Genomic DNA, 18,967 nt, shown 5'->3' on the forward strand with positions numbered 1-18,967 from the left:
TTCTGGTGGACTTATGAGAACTGTAGAAAGGCCTCCCCAACAGTGGCTTCCCCACGCATCCGCTTCCTTGCCGTGCTCAGCACGCTAGCGCTTATCACACCCGCCACGGCCGTCGCCGGCCCCGATGATGGCAAGCATATTGCCACCGATACCCACGTTGACTCCCCCAAGTCTTTCTGGGAGAACAACGACTTCGTGCTGAAGTCTGAATTTGGCGGCCAGGAACCGCCGATCGCAGACACCGTCGCCTGGGTGGGCAGGGGCTACAGTGCCATGGACGGCCACAATCAGTACCTCTATACGCTGCCGGAAAATGGCACTCAGGACTATATTGGGGCGCCCGGCACCACGTACTACACCGCGCCGCACCAAGTGTCCGGCAATACGTCACCCATCTGGTTGGGCTTTGGCGCCGATACCTCCCTGCCCACTGACAAATTCCGCGATGGCGTGGCTTTCCTAGATTTACTAAGCGTTGATGGCCCCGGCGAGGTCGAGCTTTTCACCAATAAAGATGATGAGGACGGAACCCAGCTGCACCGTATGCTCGGCTCCTTCCCTGATTCACCGCATTCGGCCTATCTCGTTGCCGGCACGCACACTCACAACTCCACGCTGTTTACCAAGCCCGGGCGTTACCGCCTCACCTACCGCACCAGTGCGCGCGGCAAAGACGGCCAGCTCATCGCCAATGAACCGCAGACCACAACGATTCAAGTAGGCGGCCAGAAGCCCAAGGATGAGAAGACTCCAAGCCTGCAGGAACGCTTTGCCCAGTCCGCGACTGGTGACGCCGCCGCTGCCGGCTACAGCCTGCGCATGGCCCCTAAGCGCAATCCCGAAAAAGACGGAGATGACAAGCTCACCACTATTTCCTTCGACGCTAAAAATAAGGCGGAGGGTACCCTGACGCTGCTTATCGACGGCTACTTCCTCACCGACCTCCCCGTTAAGAACGGCCGCGCGCAGTGGGACGAGTATATGGGACCAGATCCGTCCAAGGTCCAGGCCGTATTTACCCCAGAGGGTGATGCCCCGCGCTGGATTTCTAATCCCCTTGATGTCCAGCCTGGCGCGTCCGTCCAGACAGATTCTTCTTCCGCTGCCGAGACGTGGCAGGAGGCCTCCCAGCCGCGCCAGCTTGCCCCTACCCAGGAAACCGAGCTGAAGCAACTGGGCTATACCATCCGGATGCGCAAACAGGGCAAGGGTGGCACCAAGATCGTGGTCGATACCGAGGATAAGAACTTCAACGGCCTTCTCACCGGCGGTCTTTATGATGCCAAGGATTCCAAGTACCCCACCGTGGATCTTGAAACCCCCATTACCAACGGGCACGGCGAGGTTGCCTTTGACGAGGGCGAACACTTCACCGGCTCTTATGCCAAAGTCAACCTCTTTCCCCATTCCACCGTGAAGGCCGCGCATGCAAGCAGCGTGATTACCGAGTCCTTTGCCTTCGGCGAAAACTACGAAACCACGGGGCGGTTCTCCACTTCCAATGAGGAACCGGACACCACTCCCGGCAAGGAAGACTCACCTTCGCAGGCGCCGCAGCCAGGCGCAAATGAAGCGGAAGCCGACACGCACCAGTGCAGCGAGAAATACCTACTGGACCGTGGGCACGTGGACATCAAGGCTCAACCTGCCGAGGGCGGCTTTACTACCGTTCTGCGCGATGACACGGCACAGGTGGATAAGAAGTCTGTCGACCGCAAACTTGATGACGTGGTGCTCGGCGTACACGATAATGCGCTCACCCGGCGCAACGAGATGCTTGCGGGCAAGGAGTTCGATTTCCTCGGAAAACCCGGTGAGCGCTTCTATCACCTGCCGCAGACACAGAATCAACACATTATCTGGCCGGGTTATAACACTCAGGACTTGGATTATTCCGCGACCAAAGACAATGCCGTCAACCTCAACCTGAAGCCCACCTCCACCCCAGACGGGGCCGAGTGGGGCGCCTTTATCGACGCCTCCCATGGCAAGGGCTTTTCGGTCTTGGCGAACTCCGCGGCCGAGGACTACACCATCGAGACCAACTTTGCGGCCCATACCCACACGCACTGGGCCTTTTCCAAGCCCGGTGTCTATACCTTCGAGGCCACCTATACAGCCACGGGGAAGGACGGCAAGGAACTTAAGTCCGAGCCGCAAACACTGACCTTTGCCGTGGGCGATAAAACCCTAGATTCTTGTTCCTCCCGCAAGCCGAGCGACTCCGAGGGCGAGACCCCCAGCGAGAGGCCGACCGAGAAGCCGGACGATGCCGCTAGGCCCGAAGAGCCAACGGGATCCTCGTTGAGCCCGTGGAGCTTGGTCCTCCCAGCGGTCCTCGTGGTGGTCTTCAAGGCCTTCTATAACTTCTTCCGCGATAACGAAGACCTCATCCGCCGGCGCTTCGGCCTCAAGTTCTAACCCACCCCAACCCAACTGACTAGACGGGACACCACAATGCACCAATCCCACACTTCCGCCTCCCGGCGCGCCCCACAGCGGCGTCGGTTCATGTCGGTACTTGCTGCTGTCTTTGCCGCAGCTTTAGCCTTCTTCTCTCCCGGCGCAGCGTTAGCCTTCGATGAGGTCTTTGATTCTGGGCACGTCGACGCCTTCTACGTCACGGCCCCTGATGGCACGCTGCACCTTTCGATGAAGGAAGACATCACGGGGTCTGCCGTTCCGCGCTCTGGCGATGACGTAGTGCTCAAGGTCGTCGAGGATGCCTGGTCCGATGCCACCGAGGGCGTGCCAGAAATCGGCCAACCCACCTATTTCCTGCCACAGGCCCAAGACCAGCGCATCATCTGGCCGGGCTGGGATACCCAACCCGCCCGCGATGGCGGCTTCGAAAGCGTTGACCTGGAATTTGCCGAGGTCTCCGGCCCGGGCTCCGTGTATGTCTTTGAAACCAGCAGTTTTGGTGGCATCGATGCCGTGACCGATTCCGGTTCCATGGAGCTCACCAGCGGTGAGGTCATCAACCAGCCCAATCCCGCTCACCGGCATGTCAACTGGGCTTTTAGCGAGGCCGGCACCTACACCATGACGGTGCGCGCCCATTCCAATGGCGAGTCCAGCAATGCGGTGACCTACACCTGGGAGGTAGGCGACGGCGGCGATGCCTCCACCGCAGATCGCGCGGCTGACTCCGGCGATGGCACCACTGACCAGGGAGATACAAATACAAAGCGACCTGCAGGCAAGAGCGACGCGGCAGGCTCAGGCACGTCCGGCGCAGCAACAGGCGAAGAATGCACCCCGGGCATGACCCCGCAAATCAAGGACGATACGGTCTCGCCCTCCGAGTGGCGCGATGCCGATGGTGCCACCTTCTACCTCTCCGATAAATCCAGCGTGGATCTCCCCCAAGAAGTAGGACCAGTGCCAGCAGGAAAGGCCTGGATGATTGGTTCTACCCAGGTCGACGGTGTTCCGTGGTTAGGGGCGAATACCCAAAGCCCATCGATGCGCGAAAATATCCCCGGCGATGTCACCTGGGACCTGGTGGGCTTCAAGGGCCCCGGCCCGATGATGGTCTACTCCCAGGGCGGGCTGGGCAAGGTCGTTGGCGAGGAGTGGTTCCGCGGCAACGCTGATGCGGCGGAAGGCACCCATTCCATCGCCCCGAATACTCACGTGCACCCCAACTGGGTCTTTGGCGCCCAGGGAACCTATGACGTCACCATCCGCCAAGTGGCTCAAACCGGTGAGGGAAAACAGGTTGCCGGTGAGGCAACTCTCCATTTCGTCGTCGGCGGCGATGAACCGGCCAAGGCGTTTGATAACGGGCACTTCGACCTGGGAGCTGCCGTGAATCCAGACGGCGGCGACTGTGGGAATGGCGCGGCGGCAGGTGGGGCGTCGGCAAGCGCTAGCGGCTCTACCTCACCCACCGGATCCAGCAACGGTCAGTCGGCGCAGGCACAAGGCACGGGCGGTTCTTTAGCCAATACTGGGACCCCCATCGTGCCCCTCGGCATCGGGGTGTTGGGCCTTGGCATGCTCTTCCTCGGCCTGGGCATTGCGCGGCTGGCCGTAGCTAAGGCAGCGGACTAATGGGGCGTTCATGTTCCCACAATCGCCGGCACCTTACCGTAGCAGCACTTTTGGCCAGTTGCCTGCTCACCGCTAGTTGTGCGTCCTCAGCCGCACATGATGCTGGGACCGGAGAAGGATTCAGCGTGGTGGCCACCACCCCAATCCTGGCAGACCTAGCGCGCAACGTGGCAGGAGAAGATGCCCAGGTCAAAAGCCTCATCCCCAGCGGCAAGGATCCGCATACCTTCGAGCCAACGCTGCGCACGGTGCGCGATATTGCCAATGCCAACCTGGCGCTTAGCAACGGCTACCTGCTGGAACCGCAAGCTCTTATCGATACGCTGCACGAGTCCACCGACGCTCCCGTGGTGGAGGTCGCCGACGCTGCCTCCACCCGCGGTGCCACCCTGGTGCCGCTGGTAGAAGATGTATCCTTGGATGCCATTTGGCTAGGACTGCGCATCAGCGGCGCCGCGCAACACTCCTCCGGGGTAGACTTTCGCATGGTCTCAGCCGACGGGCCGGGCGACGTGGCGGCCTATGTGGTCTCCGCCTTCGGTACCCCGGAGGTCCTCTTTAACTCGGCCGATGGCGTCGATGGCAAGGAAGACGCAGTAACCCTTCCTGCCAACGCCCACACCCACGTCTCTTGGGGCTTTTCCCAACCTGGGATCTACCGCCTTGGGTTTCAGGCCGACGGCACCGAAGTCCAGCACCTCACCGTGGCCGTGGGCGTCAACCCACCTAAAGGAATGCAGGCCATTGATTCCGGGCACCTGGATATTGAGGCAAACCTGGCGCAGCACCGCATTGACCTGCGCGACCAAGACAAGCGCTTTGACCCCGCCACCACCGCGGTATCTATCCCCTCGTCAGTGCTGCAGCCCATCCCGCCGGATCCTGCCTACCGCTTCCTCGGCGCGCCGGGCTCGGATACCTACCTCTTGCCGCAGGCCGTGCTGGGCAAGCACATCCACGGCGAGGTGGATCCGCATTTATGGCACAACGTGGACAACGCTATCGCCTACGTGGATGTCATTGCGGAGGAGATGGCGCAAGCAGATCCCTCCCACGGTGCCGCCTACCGGCAGCGGGCAGCGGCCTATACCAAGCGCCTGCGGGACACGGATGACTATGTAAGCCGCGCCATTGCCTCTATCCCTGCTGAAAACCGGCATCTAGTGACCACGCACCATGGCTACGCCTACCTCGAGCAGGGCTATGACATTTCGGTGGCAGGATTCGTCACGCCCAACCCGGCCATCGAGCCTTCCCCGCGGGAGGTCATAGCGTTGCGCCGCACGCTGGAGAACCTGCATCTGCCTGCTGTTTTTGTCGAGCCCGTACAACAGGCCAGCGCCGACACCCTTACCCAGGCCGCCGCGGAACAAGGCGTGGCGCTGTGCCCCATTTATGGCGACACGCTGGACGACACCGTCGGCTCCTATATCGACCTCATGAAGTTCAACGCTGATTCACTCCAGCGTTGCCTGAACCCCAATTCCACTAATGGAGAAAACAATGCTTAAATTCGCTACCCGTACCGCTATTCGCACCGCCGCCTGCGCCCTTACTGCCGGCCTTGCTTTTTCTACGAGCCCTGCCTGGGCCGGCGACCTCGCACAAGTCGTCGGCGCCGAGGAACAGGTCGCCCCACAGGGCGAGGACAAGGTCATCGACACCGGCCACGTTGACGTTGGCGCTTTGCTCAACGGCACCGATTCCGAACTCATGGCCCGCGATGATGCCGGCGACAAGCCCGTCTGGCGCCACCTAGATGATCTTGTCTTTGCCGTGGGCGATAAGGCACAGCAAACCCTACCGGAGACCGATGACTTTGGCTTTGTAGGCGCCGATTCCGGCGAAAAGGTCTGGGTAGTTCCCCAAACCGAGCAGGTCGGGGTTCCCTGGCTGGGTTGGAATACCCAAGCGCCCTCGCTTGTCGATGCCGCCGATCGCGGAGTCACCATGGAATTCCTCGGCCACTCCGGGCCCGGCGATTTCTCCCTTTTCCTGCAAAACGGCGGTTTTGAAGCACCACAGCTGTTGTGGTCTACCGCGCAAAAAAGCGACGAAGACTTCTGGGTAGACCTCAATACCCACACCCATGCCAACTGGACGTTTACAGAGCCAGGCACCCATCAGGTAGGTATCAGGGTCAAAGGCAAGACCAAAGATGGCGCCGATTTCAGCACCGATGGCGTGCTCACCTTTGCCGTGGGCGATGATGCCGATGTCCAAGCGGCCCAAGATACTACTTGGAATCCAGACGATGCCCAGACCACAGGCTCTTCCATCCCCACTTGGGTCTTTATCCTCGCCGGCGTGGGTGCCGTCGTACTCCTGCTGGCCCTTGGCCTAGTACTGCGCTCTTCCAAGCGGGGCGATAGCCGTGGCTAAACCGCTCATTTCCGTTGCCGACCTGGACGTATCGCTATCCCACCGGCGCGTAATCACCGGTGCGAACCTAGAGGTCCACCCGGGAGAATTCATTGGGCTCTTAGGCCCCAATGGCGCGGGCAAGACCACGCTTATGCGCGCCATTTTAGGGCTCATCCCGTCCTCCGGTACCCGAGAGATCGGGGGAATCGTAGGCTACGTGCCCCAGCGGCACGAGGTGGAATGGGGCTTTCCCATCAATGTCTACCGCACCGTGCTCAGCGGGCGCACCGGCATCATCGGCTGGCTCAAGCGGCCGCGTGCCGCGGACCACGCCGCGGCGACAGAGGCTCTTCGCTTGGTAAACATGGAGAATTTTTCCACCCGCCCCATCGAGGAGCTCTCCGGTGGTCAGCGCCAACGCGTCCTCATCGCCCGAGCGCTCGCCACGCAACCAGACGTGCTGCTGCTCGACGAGCCTTTCACCGGCCTCGACGCCCCCAATACCGAATCACTACTCGAGCTATTCGAAGAGCTCTCCCAGCGCGGCAAGGCCATCCTCATGTCCACCCACAACCTGTCTGAAGCGGCGCACTCCTGCCACCGCTTGGTCCTCTTTAACGGCACCGTGGTGGCCGATGACTCCGCTCCGCGCCTTCTTCACCAGACCGCTCCGTGGACGCAAACCTTTGGCGTACGCGCCGGTTCTCCCCTGCTTTCTGCCATTGGAGTCTCCGCATGATAGAAATTTCCTTCCTCGATTTCCTCCGCGACCTGGCTAACCCCCACCTCGATTTTCTCGCCCGCGCGGTAGGTATTTCTGTGCTTGCGGCCATCGTCTGCGGCGTCGTCGGCTGCTACGTGGTGCTGCGCGGCATGGCCTTTATCGGCGACGCCGTCTCCCACGCGGTCTTTCCCGGCTTGGCCATAGCCTTCGCTTTGCAAGCCTCCGTGCTCGTTGGTGGCGCGGTGGCCGGTGCGGTTGTGGCGTTGCTCATCGCCGCCTTTTCGCAGCGCCGCCACGTACGGGCAGATTCCATCATCGGCATCTTCTTCGCCGCTGCCTTTGCCTTAGGCATGGTGATCATCTCGCGCACCGATGGCTATAGTGCTTCGCTGACCAGCTTTCTCTTCGGCTCGCTCACCGGCGTATCCCGCAGCGATATCATCGTCGCGGCCAGTGTGTGCGCACTGGTTATCGCCGTCGTCGTAGCTTTTGGCCCCCAGCTCAACGCCACCTGCCTGGACCGGGAAACCGCCCGCGCCATGGGGCTTCCCGTTGTTGTGCTCGACATCATGTTGTACCTGTGTGTCACCGCCGCCGTGGTCATTTCTGTGAGCACCATTGGCAATATCTTGGTCCTCGCGCTTCTCATCACCCCGGCCGCGACGGCACGCCTGCTTACCACGCATCTTGCGACCATGATGTGGCTTTCCGCCCTCATCGGCGCGCTATCGAGCTTCTTCGGCATCTACCTGGCATGGGCCATTGATCTTCCGGCCGGCGCCACGATCGTGCTCACGCTCACCGTTATTTTCTTAAGCGTTTGGGCCATCCATCCACTCCTCGGCGCCCGCAAGCACGCCGGTGCCTCGCTTTCCGACGCCCCACGTCCCGACGCCCCACGTCCCGACACCCCACGAAAGGAATCCGTTACCTCATGAAACCAGTCTGCCGCACCACGGTGGCCCTAGGCGCTGCCAGTCTCATCGGCCTCGGCTCACTTTCAGGGACGGGCGTAGCTGCCTTAGCCCCCGCCTCCGCCCACGCAGAAGAGTCCGCCGCGGCCTGCTCCGCCAGCGACTTCGATCTCATTACCAAGGGCCACCAAGACATGGCGCTTAGCGGCGATTCCGGCGACCTCAGCTTCACGGTCAAAGACGATGACAAGGGAATCAAGCATGACTCTGAGACCTTTGTTATCGAGGTATCCGATGGGTTGAAACAGCCACTATCTGAGCTCGGCGATAGTTCCCTTCCTGAAGAAGGCTGGGTGCTGCCTCAAACCCAAGACCCCACCGCTCCCTGGCTGGGCTTTAACACCCAGGAGCTATCCCAAGACCTACTCGCTGCTGATGACACCGCAACCTTAAGCATGGCGATCGCACAGGGCCCGGAAGATGGGCGCATTGTGGCCTACCAGGCGGAGCTAGGCGAACCCACGGTGCTCATGGACACTGAAGATGGATCCGCCTGGGATTACCCAGGCAATTCGCATTCCCACCCGGCATTTGCGTTTACCAAGCCCGGAACCTACGCGGTGAGCTTTACCTTTGAGCTTCCCGACGGCTCCCGCCACCACCTCCATGCCGGCTTCCTCGTAGGAAAGCAGGCTGAGGCGAAGGACCTGTGCGACGTGGACTATTCCGAAGCGGATGCGGCCACTGGTTCTGGCAACGGCGCGGATAGCCGCCCCAAGCAACTGGAAAAGGACATCAAAGATGTAGACAAATCCATCGCCGGGTTGGACAAGGAACTGGAGAAGACCCTGCAGGAAGGCCAAAAATTCCTTGACGGCGGAGCACCTGACGATACCGAAAAGGACAAGCACTCAACGCACAAAAAGCCGGCGAATACTGAAAAGTCTGGAGCGCCACAAAAGTCCCACGCTCCGACATCAACCCGATCCACTGCCCCTGCGCAAAAGTCCAGTTCTGGTTCACAAACTACGACCCACCACTCGGCTAGCCGTGTCAACGAATCTGCCTCCACCGCAAAATCAGGCAAGAGCACGTCATCTGGCTCGCACCGCTCCGCTTCCACCAGCGGTTCTTCCCACTCGACTGCGAAGAAGTCCGCCAGTACGAAGGGCACAAAATCCTCGTCCCGTGCGAAAGCAAAGTCCGCCGACGCCCGCAGTGCACAGCATGTTCCAGATGCAACAGACACAGAGAACAAGGACAGCAAGAATGTGCTGACCGATGCCGCTGCCTATACCTCTACCCTCGCAAAAAGCAGCTTCTGGGCGGGGATCCTGGCCGGACTGGGCGCATTCGCCTTAGCGCTCGGCATCGGGCTGTTGGTCTATGTCCAGTTCTTCCGCAAAAAGAAGACACCACACCAGCACCAGACCAACGATGCCACGGCGAACATACCGGGCGTCGATTAGCGCAGGCCCGGCTTAAGAAAACAAAATGCCCAGAGGATCTCTCCTCTGGGCTTTAGCGGTGGCTAAGAGCTAATGCTTCTATACCCGAGTCTTAGACGACAGGAAGTCCCAGACCACGTTCGGCGTATCTGGCTGCCAGAACCAGGTGTGGTCTTGCGGAACCTTAACCAGTTGCACATCCTTTTGGCAGCCGTTAAAGCTCAAGCGTTCTGAACCGCCAGCTTCCGGAGTGGACTGAAAGGTCATATCACAGCGATTGCGCTTAAGGTAGCCGCCGAGCACCGTACGCACAGGGAGGTATCCAGCCTCGTGCCGGTCACCGCCCTCATAGGTCATCATCTTGTCGTTAACGCCATGCATGATGAGGGTATTCATCGGCGCATCAGCACAGTTGACCTCAACTGGGTTGTAGAAGGCACCCGAAACCATAGCTACAGCGGCAAAGGTGTCCTGTGCGTGGCAGCCAAGCACCGAGGTAAAGCCGCCTCCGTTAGACATACCCATGGCGTATACGCGGTTTCGATCAACGTGGTAGTCCTTGTCTACCGAATCAAGAATGCGCTTGATAAAGCGGATATCCTCCCCATCGCGCGTCTTAGCATAAGGCGCCGCCTCCCAGGCGCGCTCGAATCCCTCTGGATAGACGATGATGGCCTCGTTATTGGCCTCAGTGGTCTGCATGCGTGCATAGCCGGAGTAGTTCTCCGGGGAATCTCCCCACCCACCAAAGCCGAAGAGAACGGGCGCCGCCTTTTCCGGCGAATAGTGGTTTGGAATACGCAACAAGTACCTGCGAGTCTTACCCTCGTGCTCCATCTCTAGGGACTGCATGGAACCCGGCGCAAACGGCGGGTTCGGATTGATGCTGGTATCTACCATTGGCGGCCGCGGCGCTGGCTCGGGAAGAGACGATCCCTCAGGACCAGGCGCTGCATTGTCATCGCTGCTGCCACCTTCTACTGGTGCCGGGGTGGATTCCTTAACACCTTCTGGAACTAGGTGGGACCCATCAGGCTGCGGGGTAACTGGCTTTGCATTTTCGGGAGCAGGTGCTGGAGCCGGGGCCGGTGCCGGCGCGGGAGCAGGTACGGGCGCTGGACCTTCCTGTGCATAGACAGGAGCAGCACACACAAGCGCAGCGCTAGCCAGCCCCGCAGCGAGGATCAGGTATAGGGAACGATAAAGAAACTTAGTAACATTAGCCACAAGGTTAAAATTAACCACATCATTCACTTGATTCACTGTTTACACGCCCAGTGCATACTCAATTCTGTAAGAAAAGCCCAAGGCACTAAGCTAGATCCCCATGCACGAAGACAGACCAAGCACCGCCCCCGATTTTTTGCTTTCGCGAGCAACGGGGTCTGTCCGTACCCAAGGTGCGCGCCACACTTTTAATGACACCGACGCAGCGATTTCTGCCCTGCGCAGCAAAGATGTTGACATGGTCGTCGGTGCGATTCCGTTCGACTCTGACACACCCGCCGCGCTAACGGTGCCGGAGGCCATCATCCGCGAAGAAGGCCCTTTGGAGCCGCACGCCTACTACCGCAATAAGAACCTAAACTCGCGAGTGGTCGGATTCGATCCGGAACCCGAAGAGCACCTGCGCCGCGTAGAGGCAGCCATCGGTACCATTGAGACCTCCAAACTGGACAAGGTGGTTTTGGCCCGCGCCGTAGATATCGAATTCCCTGAGGCTATTGATCCGCGCCTCGTGGCGGCGCGCCTTATCGACCTTTCCGCCAACCGCGATGGTTTCATTGCCGATCTCTCCCCTGCTGGGCGGCCGGGCGCGATGCTGGTTGGTTCTTCTCCAGAGGTTTTGGTCAAGCGTCAGGGCTCGACTGTTTCTGCTTTCCCCTTGGCAGGCTCGTCTCCGCGGCGCGCGTCGGCAGCCGAGGACCACATTGCAGGTCAAGATCTCTTGCATTCTGCCAAGGATCTCCACGAGCATTCCTTCGTAGTGGAACACCTGCGCCGGGTGCTTAGCCCACTGTGCGAAAGGCTAGATATTCCGGATACCCCGCAACTTATTAGCACCAATGAGATGTGGCACCTTGGCACGCCAATTTCCGGAACTCTCAAGAATAAAAACTTGACTGCGCTCGAGCTTGCCTTGGCAGCGCACCCCACACCGGCCATCTGTGGCACGCCCGCAGAGGCCGCCCAAGCCCTCATTGAGACTGCAGAAACGGACCGTGGATTCTATGCCGGAGCGGTCGGCTGGTGCGATAGCTCCGGCGACGGCGAGTACATGGTAGCCATCCGCTGCGCAGAAGTGGCCGGCGATGGGCTATCGGCGCGTGCTTGGGCCGGCGGTGGCATTGTGGGCGATTCCGACGCCCAGGCCGAACTGGAAGAAACCACGGCCAAGCTACGCACCATTTTGAAGGCGCTCAGCCTCTAGCCCACACGCTTGGCGACGAGCACGACGTCGCTGCGGTGGTGCGCACCGGCGCCTTCTGTCACGTGGCGCTCGCGGCGGGTCAGCTCGACGGCCTCTAGCTCTTGCAGATTCTCCGCGAGCCATTCCGGCATCGCTATCTCAGCCGACTCCATATCGTGATGGACAAAGAGCAGTGTTCCGCCTGGAGCCACCAATCGCTCTAGCTTTTCCGCCTCTTCTGGCGTGGCGCGTACCCCGCCATAGTGGACGCTGACCAAGTCAAAGGGCTCATGGCTAAAGTCACTAAACGTGGCAACCTGCGCCGTGACACCGCGGGCTTTGGTGCGTGCGACGGCAGTCGGGGCGAAATCAATTCCCAACACATCCCAACCGTGGTTCTTTAACCAGAGCGCATCCGCGCCTTCCCCGCACCCAATGTCGAGGGCGGTTCCGGGATTAAGCCCCGCGGCGTAATCGACAAGGGTCGCATTGGGATTGCCCGACCACACCTGCTCAGAACCCTGATAGCGTTCCTCCATTTCCTCGGAGGTGGGTACGTAGCCGCGGTGTTCTTGGTGGCTTGGGTTATGCACGGTGGATGGTATTGCGCAGGGTGCCGAGGCCCGGGATCTCGATTTCGATGGTGTCACCTGGGACCATAGGAGCGGTGCCAGCCGGGGAGCCGGTGGTGATGACATCGCCGGGCAGCAAGGTGTAGGCAGCGGAGATCTCCTCCAAAATGCCGCCCATCTTCACGATCATCTGGTCCGTATTGGAATCCTGCTTTTGCTCGCGAGAGCCCTCGTGCGTCAGATACGCATTAATCTTCTGATCGTCTAGATTCAAGCTATCCAGATCGGTTTCGATCCACGGGCCGAGCGGGCAGAAGGTGTCAATGCCCTTGGCACGAGCCCATTGGCCATCCGTAAACTGCAGGTCACGGGAGGAAACGTCGTTACAGATGGTGTATCCCAGCACGTGGTCTTTCCAGTTCTCGGCCTTGATGTTTTTCGACGGCTTAGAAATGACCACGGCAAGCTCGCCCTCAAACTCGACGTTGGTGGCGTAGTCCGGAATCTTGATTGCAGCATCCGGGCCAATGACCGCGGTAGATGGCTTGATGAAGATGGTGGGAGGAAGGCTATCAGCAGACTTTTTGAAAACCTCGGCAACGTGGTCCGCATAGTTGCGTCCAAGCGCTACCACCTTGGTGGGAAGGGTCGGTGCCAAGAGGCGAACCTCGTTAAGCTTCCACTCACGGCCGGTTGGCTCCGGCGGGGTGAAGGGCGTGCCGGCGATTTCCTTGGCTACTAGCTCTTCCAGTGGGGCGTCTTTTGGCCCATCGATAATGGCGAAACAGATTCCTTCTGGGTGTGCAATTCGTCCTAAACGCATAGCGGCAATCCTACTCAATCGCTTCCTTCACATGTGTGCAAAGGGTACGGTGTTAATTAGTTAATTTGAGTAAATTCCCATTGTCCTTTAATCACCGTTGCTAACCCCAGTGCGGACTACGCCAGGAAACACTGGAGGTTTCAGGACGTCGGCAAGCGCCCAGCGCAAGAAGCCAGTCTCTATGCGACGAGAAGCTGGGCGATTCGGTCACCGACTTCGACGGTGTCTATTGGTTCAGCACCGCGGCGCGCAACGTCTTGTGCCACCGCATCCTCAATCCGCTGGGCGTTGGACTCATCACCCACGTGGCGAAGCAGCATGGCGGCGGACAAGATTGCCGCCGTTGGATCTGCAATCCCCTTTCCCGCAATATCTGGCGCAGAACCGTGCACCGGCTCGAACATGGAAGGATTCGCGCCAGAGGCATCGATGTTTCCGGAGGCAGCAAGGCCGATACCGCCGGTTACCGCGCCCGCCAAATCGGTGAGAATATCTCCGAAAAGGTTATCGGTCACGATGACGTCATAGCGCGCCGGATCGGTCACCATATAAATGGTTGCAGCATCAATATGCTGATAATCCACTTCAACCTCTGGAAACTCGGCGGCGACTTCATTAACAGTGCGTTGCCACAAACCACCAGCATTGACCAAGACATTTTTCTTGTGCACCAAGGTCAGATGCTTATGGCGCTGCGCTGCTCGCGCAAACGCATCGCGCACTACACGCTCCACGCCGAAGCGGGTATTTTGCGATACCTCACTGGCTACCTCATGCTCAGTACCTTCCCGCAAAGTGCCGCCGCTTCCGCAGTACAAACCCTCGGTACCTTCGCGCACCACAACGAAATCGATATCGCCCGGTTCAGCGAGCGGCGAGGAAGCGGTGGGATAGAGCTTAGAGGGACGCAGGTTCACGTGATGATCCAGCGCAAACCGCATCTTAAGCAACAGCCCCCGCTCCAGCACGCCCGGCGGCACCTCACCTGGGGCGCCGATCGCCCCCAACAGGATCGCATCGTGTTCGCGCAGGCTCTTCAAGTCTGCATCCGTGAGAAGTTCTCCGTTACGCAGATAACGTCGCACGCCCAGGTCATACTCAGTGGTTTCAATATCGGAACGAACGGCGCGAAGAACCTTGAGCGCCTCGGCCGTCACTTCTGGTCCAATTCCGTCGCCGCCAATCACCGCAAGTTTCATTATGTAGGATTCCTTTCTCACAGAGTGGATATCAAGTTACCTTAGCAAAAGAAACCCGCGCGGCGCAGGAAGTTACCTAGCACCACGCGGGGTGAGATTCTGTTGCAGTCCGCAGCCTTATGCATCCATGTTCAGCTGTTCGCATTCAGCGCCCAAGGCCGCATTAATTTCGGCGATGAGCTCCTCTGGCACCTCGGCTTCCACGCGCAGAATTAGCACAGCATCAGATTCCTGTTTACCGTGCGTAAGTGCGGCCGCGACGATATTGATTCCCGCAGCACCCAACTTGGTGCCCACCGTTCCTAGTGCACCTGGGGCGTCCGCGTAACGGAAAAAGAGATTGCGGCCGGTAGCACGCATATCTACGCCACGGCCGTTGATGCGAATGAACTTTTCGGTTCCATCGATGCCGATAAGCGCGCCGGTGAGCGAGGACGTCTCGCCATCGGCACCAATAACCTTCACCTGCAGGGAAGAGCGGTGCCCCTTGGACTCCGCATTGGTAGACACCTCCACCTCTACCCCGCGACTATTAGCGATCTGCATTGCATTGACAAAGGTCACCGGTTCCGAAGTCACAGCGCTAAACAGTCCCCGGACGGCAGAAAGTCCTAGCACTTCCACGTCTTCGGTAGACAACTCGCCACAGGCCTCCACCTCGACGGCAACGGGGGCTTGTCCCAAAAGGCGGCCAGCAGTGAGTCCTAGCTTGCGGGCGAGGTCCAACCAACCAGCAACCTCTTCTCTCACTGGCCCGCCGGAGACGTTGACCGCATCCGGGACGAACTCTCCCGCGAGTGCCTTTAGCACAGACTCCGCGACATCCGTTCCCGCACGATCCTGCGCTTCTACAGTGGAGGCTCCTAGGTGCGGGGAAACGGTAACCTGCGGCAACTTAAAGAGCGGAGAATCAGTGCACGGTTCCGTGGCATAAACGTCAAAGCCCGCACCTCGATGATGTCCCGACTCGATAGACTCAGCCAGAGCCGCTTCATCTACCAAACCGCCTCGCGCTGCGTTAATGAGAAACTGTCCTGGCTTCGCCTTGGCCAAAAGTTCCTTATCAAACATTCCGGTTGTCTCCGGAGTCTTTGGCAGGTGAATGGTCACGAAATCCGAACGCGACATCAGCTCTTCTAGCTCAACTAATTCCACGCCCAACGCTGCCGCGCGAGCCGGGTTGGCGTACGGATCGTGCGCGATAATAGTTGTCTCAAAGGACTTCAGACGCTGGGCAAAGAGCTGGCCGATGTGTCCAAAGCCAACAATGCCGATGGTCTTTCCGTAGACCTCTACGCCCTTGAAAGAAGAGCGCTTCCACTCCCCTTCGCGCAGGGACTGGTCGGCCGCTGGTATCTGGCGCGCCGTCGCTAAGAGCAGTGCAATTGCCTGTTCACACGCAGAGTGAATATTCGATGTTGGCGCATTGACCACCATGACACCCTTGTCGGTGGCCGCCGGAATATCGACATTATCCAGTCCCACCCCGGCACGGCCCACAATCTTGAGCTTTGTGGCCGCCTCCAATACCTCTGCATCAACGGTTGTGGCAGAGCGCACCAGCAAAGCCTCTGCCTCCGGAACCGCGGCGAGGAGCTCGGCACGATTCGGCCCATCCACCCAACGGACCTCAACAAAATCCCCCAAGGCCGTAACCGTGGACTGGGCTAATTTATCGGCAATAAGGACTACCGGCTTCGACATATCTTCCTTCGCTTAAGTGAAATGCGGTGCACGCGAGTCGCCCGCGTGTCAAGGAAGTGTAGTTCAGTCAGGAGTGCCCTGCTTGATTTTTGCCTTAAATTCTTTCACTCGACCGAATTCCGGCCCCAAAGCTACTAAGGCGCCGTCCTCAAGGCCCGCTACAGCAGCCATACTGTGCTTATCCGCTAGCGGATCGGCAGTCGGCACGACCAAAACTCTTCCACCGTAGGCTGCCGCAGTAATAACGTTCGCGATGGGACTATCCTTAGTGGCAACGATATTTGGCGCCATCTGGCCGTCCCTGCGGGACTGTGCTGGGATGGGTTGGTTCTTTTCCTCTCCGGCATCAAGTTCGCCTTCATACGGCACCCAGGCAGGACGCAGCTCCATATGGGGAGTCTTATCCAGCCGTGCAATATCCTTTACCATCTGCTCCGGCGAGGCTACCACCTTGGAACCATATTGGAATGCCGTGAACTCCCCTAGTGCCTTATGCGTTCCTGGATCCTTGATCACGCTGAATTCACCAGAGGTTTTCGTCCACGGCACGTCACCTACTACCACCAAGCGACTTACTCCCAAGTCCGTGAGCAACTTATGGATCTCCAAACGCCTAGCATCGTCATACTGCACCGCTGGCAAATGCTGGTTTACCGCCAAGGTTGCTGCACGAAGAATAGACTTATCGTCCGGGGCAAAAAGGACAAGCGAATCCGAATCTTCAAAAAATAGTCGGCTGGCTTCAATTCCAATGGGGTCATTAACAATGACCAACTTGCCATCAAATTTCGGATCAATAAGACGGTTTTGGTTTTCCGCCTTGGCCTTGCTGAGATCGATTTCGGACTCATCCAGATCGGACAGACCACGCCTGACCAGCTTGGATTCTGTGACCGGAGTGCCACAGGCTGCTAGTGCAAGAGAAGCAACAAGCACTGTAGCGGCCAAGCGCACAGATTTAGCGATCAAAAGCTTGCGGACCTTCCTCTCCACCAAAAAGGTTTGCTTCATCCACATCGCGGATAACGGGTTTACCTAAAGCATATTCCACAATGCCCAAGAATCGGTGACGGCGGTCCGCAAGGAATTCACGCGGCTGCGATGCGCGCAGATATTCCAGGTTCATTTCGTGGGATGCTAGCACCTCATCAAATTGCGCATCTTCCATGATGGACTTGGACTGAACGCGAGGTAGGTAGCGGTTGGGAGCGAAACCGTCGAGCACTACCTCGGTTCGTTTGCCCATCGGGGTGTAGTTCATCACCGACTCAGCCAAGACGGGATCAACTCCGTGACGCTTGCACCAATTTAGCGGGAACACAGGGAAAAAGCCTGGCTTGAGCTCTTCAAAGGTATGCCGAGTGAAGGCCTTTCCAGTGCGCCAGTCCTTCGCGCCGCGCGCCATAAGGAGGGCATAGAGTCCGTGCCATACGCCATCTTTGCCATCTACGGAAAGCAGCCGGGATTCACGGAAGTTGGCATCAGCGACGGTCTTCGGCGTCTCGTCCGTTGCACCGGCTACCCATTCGGTGACCTCATCTACGTCGCGAGCTGCACGCAGCTGCACTGCAGAAGAGCCGTAGAGCTCGCCAAAGACGCCACACCAGAACCATTGGTTGATACGGTTCCAGGACTGCTCGGTAGAAAGCGCTCCCCCGCGCTTGGCCAAGCGGGCGATAATGACTGCCAGGGGAACAATCTGCTCATTAAACGGAACCTGATCCATGCTGAGGATGCACCGCTCCGCCAAGAACTCTGATACCTCACGGAAGGTAATGCGCAGATCGTTGGCTGCCGACTTGTACTCCGCCAATGACAACTTCAAAATATCCTCGCGCTGGCCACCTGCACAGCCCTTTTCACCGGAGACCAGAAGCGATACTGCAGAGAGGAACTCGGTGCGCCCAATTCCATCCAAGGCTGGGGACTTACGCAGATCCTTTTCCAATTCTTGCCAATCAGCGGCCAAGTGGAAGCTGGGGTCCTCAGAGGCAAAGACGGCAGTGAGCAGATCGAATACGTCCATCTGCAAGCCGGCCGAGTTCGCTTGGGCAAAAATCGAGCCGATGCCGGCTCGCTCCGTCTCGCGGGAAAGTCGAATCATTGGCAGGTCATAACCGGACAATGGCCGAATGATGCGATTATTAAAGGCCGCCAGTTCCGCGCTGTATTCCTGCTTGGTCGCCGCAAGTTCAAAAAGCATACCGACGCCGTCTTCACTGAGCAGAGAAGCCACGGGAATGCACATATTCTCTAGCGCATCTTCGCGCGTTAGGATTTCGCTCTCGATTGCCGGTGCGAAGTGCGAGCAAATCTTGCCGTCTTGATTGACCGCGAAGATGGCATCATCCGGCAAAAGATTGCCGCGTACGGCTGCGCGAATATCGATAAAGAAGCGGCGGTGAATCTTCTTCTTGCGGAAGTCAGTGGTATCTACAAAGCCCTCGCCGTTGAAGCAGTGATACAGGGTGGTCAGGCGCTGCTGCCCGTCTAAAAGGAGCAAGCCGGGGTCGACGCCAGTGTCAGGTGCGCCCGCAAGGGCACGGGGACGAAAGCGCATCTTTTCGTTTCGGGTGTCAAGAGCCATGAGCGCGCCGATGGGATAACCGCGCAGCACGGAAACAATAAGAGATCGAATACGATCTTCATCCCAGGCATAGCTGCGCTGGAAGTCAGGTAACTGGATATCCCCGCGATCAATTCGTGCAAAAAGGTCTTTGAGATCATAGCTTGGCGTCGTAAAGCCCATG

Annotated in this window: 15 protein-coding genes; 8 read left to right on the forward strand and 7 right to left on the reverse strand. The window is 58.9% G+C overall.

Translation table 11 applies throughout. From position 1 onward, the window contains the following. Positions 1–42 precede the first annotated feature (42 nt). The 7 genes from MHK09_RS00350 (at position 43) to MHK09_RS00380 (ending at position 9,530) form a co-directional block, all read left to right on the forward strand. Positions 43–2,421 (forward strand): choice-of-anchor M domain-containing protein, encoded by a 2,379-nt coding sequence (locus MHK09_RS00350; protein ID WP_250412292.1) that lies wholly within the window; start codon positions 43–45, stop codon positions 2,419–2,421. 90 nt (positions 2,422–2,511) lie between these two features. After that, positions 2,512–4,059, forward strand: a complete 1,548-nt coding sequence (locus tag MHK09_RS00355; protein ID WP_250412293.1) for a choice-of-anchor M domain-containing protein — start codon at positions 2,512–2,514, stop codon at positions 4,057–4,059. Next, complete coding sequence (locus MHK09_RS00360; RefSeq protein ID WP_250412294.1) at positions 4,059–5,570, forward strand: anchored repeat ABC transporter, substrate-binding protein; 1,512 nt, start codon at positions 4,059–4,061, stop codon at positions 5,568–5,570. The genes MHK09_RS00355 and MHK09_RS00360 overlap by 1 nt, the downstream gene beginning before the upstream one ends. Then, positions 5,563–6,441 (forward strand): choice-of-anchor M domain-containing protein, encoded by an 879-nt coding sequence (locus tag MHK09_RS00365; protein WP_005327743.1) that lies wholly within the window; start codon positions 5,563–5,565, stop codon positions 6,439–6,441. The genes MHK09_RS00360 and MHK09_RS00365 overlap by 8 nt, the downstream gene beginning before the upstream one ends. After that, positions 6,428–7,162, forward strand: coding sequence for an anchored repeat-type ABC transporter ATP-binding subunit (locus tag MHK09_RS00370; protein WP_370633408.1), 735 nt, complete (start codon positions 6,428–6,430; stop codon positions 7,160–7,162). The genes MHK09_RS00365 and MHK09_RS00370 overlap by 14 nt, the downstream gene beginning before the upstream one ends. Continuing rightward, positions 7,159–8,085 carry an anchored repeat-type ABC transporter permease subunit gene (locus MHK09_RS00375; protein ID WP_179386421.1) on the forward strand — a complete coding sequence of 309 codons (927 nt, stop codon included), beginning with the start codon at positions 7,159–7,161 and terminating at the stop codon, positions 8,083–8,085. Before MHK09_RS00370 ends, MHK09_RS00375 begins: the two co-directional genes overlap by 4 nt. After that, positions 8,082–9,530, forward strand: coding sequence for a choice-of-anchor M domain-containing protein (locus MHK09_RS00380; protein WP_250412295.1), 1,449 nt, complete (start codon positions 8,082–8,084; stop codon positions 9,528–9,530). The genes MHK09_RS00375 and MHK09_RS00380 overlap by 4 nt, the downstream gene beginning before the upstream one ends. Positions 9,531–9,608: 78 nt before the next feature. On the opposite strand, the gene MHK09_RS00385 is transcribed toward MHK09_RS00380, so the two are convergent. Then, complete coding sequence (locus MHK09_RS00385; protein WP_250412296.1) at positions 9,609–10,736, reverse strand: CE1 family esterase; 1,128 nt, start codon at positions 10,734–10,736, stop codon at positions 9,609–9,611. Between the two features lie 100 nt (positions 10,737–10,836). On the opposite strand from MHK09_RS00385, the gene MHK09_RS00390 reads away from it, so the two are divergent. Further along, positions 10,837–11,940, forward strand: a complete 1,104-nt coding sequence (locus tag MHK09_RS00390; protein WP_250412297.1) for an isochorismate synthase — start codon at positions 10,837–10,839, stop codon at positions 11,938–11,940. Here the strand turns inward: MHK09_RS00390 and MHK09_RS00395 are convergent. The 6 genes from MHK09_RS00395 to MHK09_RS00420 form a co-directional block, all read right to left on the reverse strand. Next, the gene (locus MHK09_RS00395) at positions 11,937–12,458 is read right to left on the reverse strand and encodes a class I SAM-dependent methyltransferase (RefSeq protein WP_251068612.1); all 522 of its coding nucleotides are present in this window, start codon (positions 12,456–12,458) and stop codon (positions 11,937–11,939) included. The genes MHK09_RS00390 and MHK09_RS00395 overlap by 4 nt on opposite strands. A 46-nt stretch (positions 12,459–12,504) precedes the next feature. Further along, the gene (locus MHK09_RS00400; RefSeq protein WP_250412299.1) at positions 12,505–13,314 is read right to left on the reverse strand and encodes a fumarylacetoacetate hydrolase family protein; all 810 of its coding nucleotides are present in this window, start codon (positions 13,312–13,314) and stop codon (positions 12,505–12,507) included. Between the two features lie 179 nt (positions 13,315–13,493). Beyond that, a complete protein-coding gene (locus MHK09_RS00405) occupies positions 13,494–14,513 on the reverse strand; it encodes a 3-isopropylmalate dehydrogenase (RefSeq protein ID WP_250410882.1) in 1,020 nt (339 codons plus the stop codon). 117 nt (positions 14,514–14,630) lie between these two features. Further along, entirely contained in the window at positions 14,631–16,217 is a 1,587-nt protein-coding gene (gene serA / locus MHK09_RS00410; RefSeq protein WP_179386416.1) for a phosphoglycerate dehydrogenase, read from the reverse strand. 63 nt (positions 16,218–16,280) lie between these two features. Beyond that, a complete protein-coding gene (locus tag MHK09_RS00415) occupies positions 16,281–17,186 on the reverse strand; it encodes a hypothetical protein (RefSeq protein ID WP_239454589.1) in 906 nt (301 codons plus the stop codon). Then, entirely contained in the window at positions 17,176–18,966 is a 1,791-nt protein-coding gene (locus MHK09_RS00420; protein ID WP_250412300.1) for a GmrSD restriction endonuclease domain-containing protein, read from the reverse strand. The genes MHK09_RS00415 and MHK09_RS00420 overlap by 11 nt, the downstream gene beginning before the upstream one ends. Position 18,967 lies beyond the last annotated feature (1 nt).

Source organism: Corynebacterium tuberculostearicum, from assembly GCF_022347235.1.
Classification (GTDB): domain Bacteria; phylum Actinomycetota; class Actinomycetes; order Mycobacteriales; family Mycobacteriaceae; genus Corynebacterium; species Corynebacterium tuberculostearicum_F.

Excerpts from the sequence above, each read along its gene's own strand:
- MHK09_RS00355 (WP_250412293.1), top strand. The coding sequence starts at position 2,512 with ATGTCGGTACTTGCTGCTGTCTTTGCCGCAGCTTTAGCCTTCTTCTCT.
- MHK09_RS00360 (WP_250412294.1), top strand. The coding sequence starts at position 4,059 with ATGGGGCGTTCATGTTCCCACAATCGCCGGCACCTTACCGTAGCAGCA.
- MHK09_RS00365 (WP_005327743.1), top strand. The coding sequence starts at position 5,563 with ATGCTTAAATTCGCTACCCGTACCGCTATTCGCACCGCCGCCTGCGCC.
- MHK09_RS00375 (WP_179386421.1), top strand. The coding sequence starts at position 7,159 with ATGATAGAAATTTCCTTCCTCGATTTCCTCCGCGACCTGGCTAACCCC.
- MHK09_RS00380 (WP_250412295.1), top strand. The coding sequence starts at position 8,082 with ATGAAACCAGTCTGCCGCACCACGGTGGCCCTAGGCGCTGCCAGTCTC.
- MHK09_RS00390 (WP_250412297.1), top strand. The coding sequence starts at position 10,837 with ATGCACGAAGACAGACCAAGCACCGCCCCCGATTTTTTGCTTTCGCGA.
- MHK09_RS00395 (WP_251068612.1), bottom strand. The coding sequence starts at position 12,458 with ATGGAGGAACGCTATCAGGGTTCTGAGCAGGTGTGGTCGGGCAATCCC.
- MHK09_RS00400 (WP_250412299.1), bottom strand. The coding sequence starts at position 13,314 with ATGCGTTTAGGACGAATTGCACACCCAGAAGGAATCTGTTTCGCCATT.
- MHK09_RS00405 (WP_250410882.1), bottom strand. The coding sequence starts at position 14,513 with ATGAAACTTGCGGTGATTGGCGGCGACGGAATTGGACCAGAAGTGACG.
- serA (WP_179386416.1), bottom strand. The coding sequence starts at position 16,217 with ATGTCGAAGCCGGTAGTCCTTATTGCCGATAAATTAGCCCAGTCCACG.
- MHK09_RS00420 (WP_250412300.1), bottom strand. The coding sequence starts at position 18,966 with ATGGGCTTTACGACGCCAAGCTATGATCTCAAAGACCTTTTTGCACGA.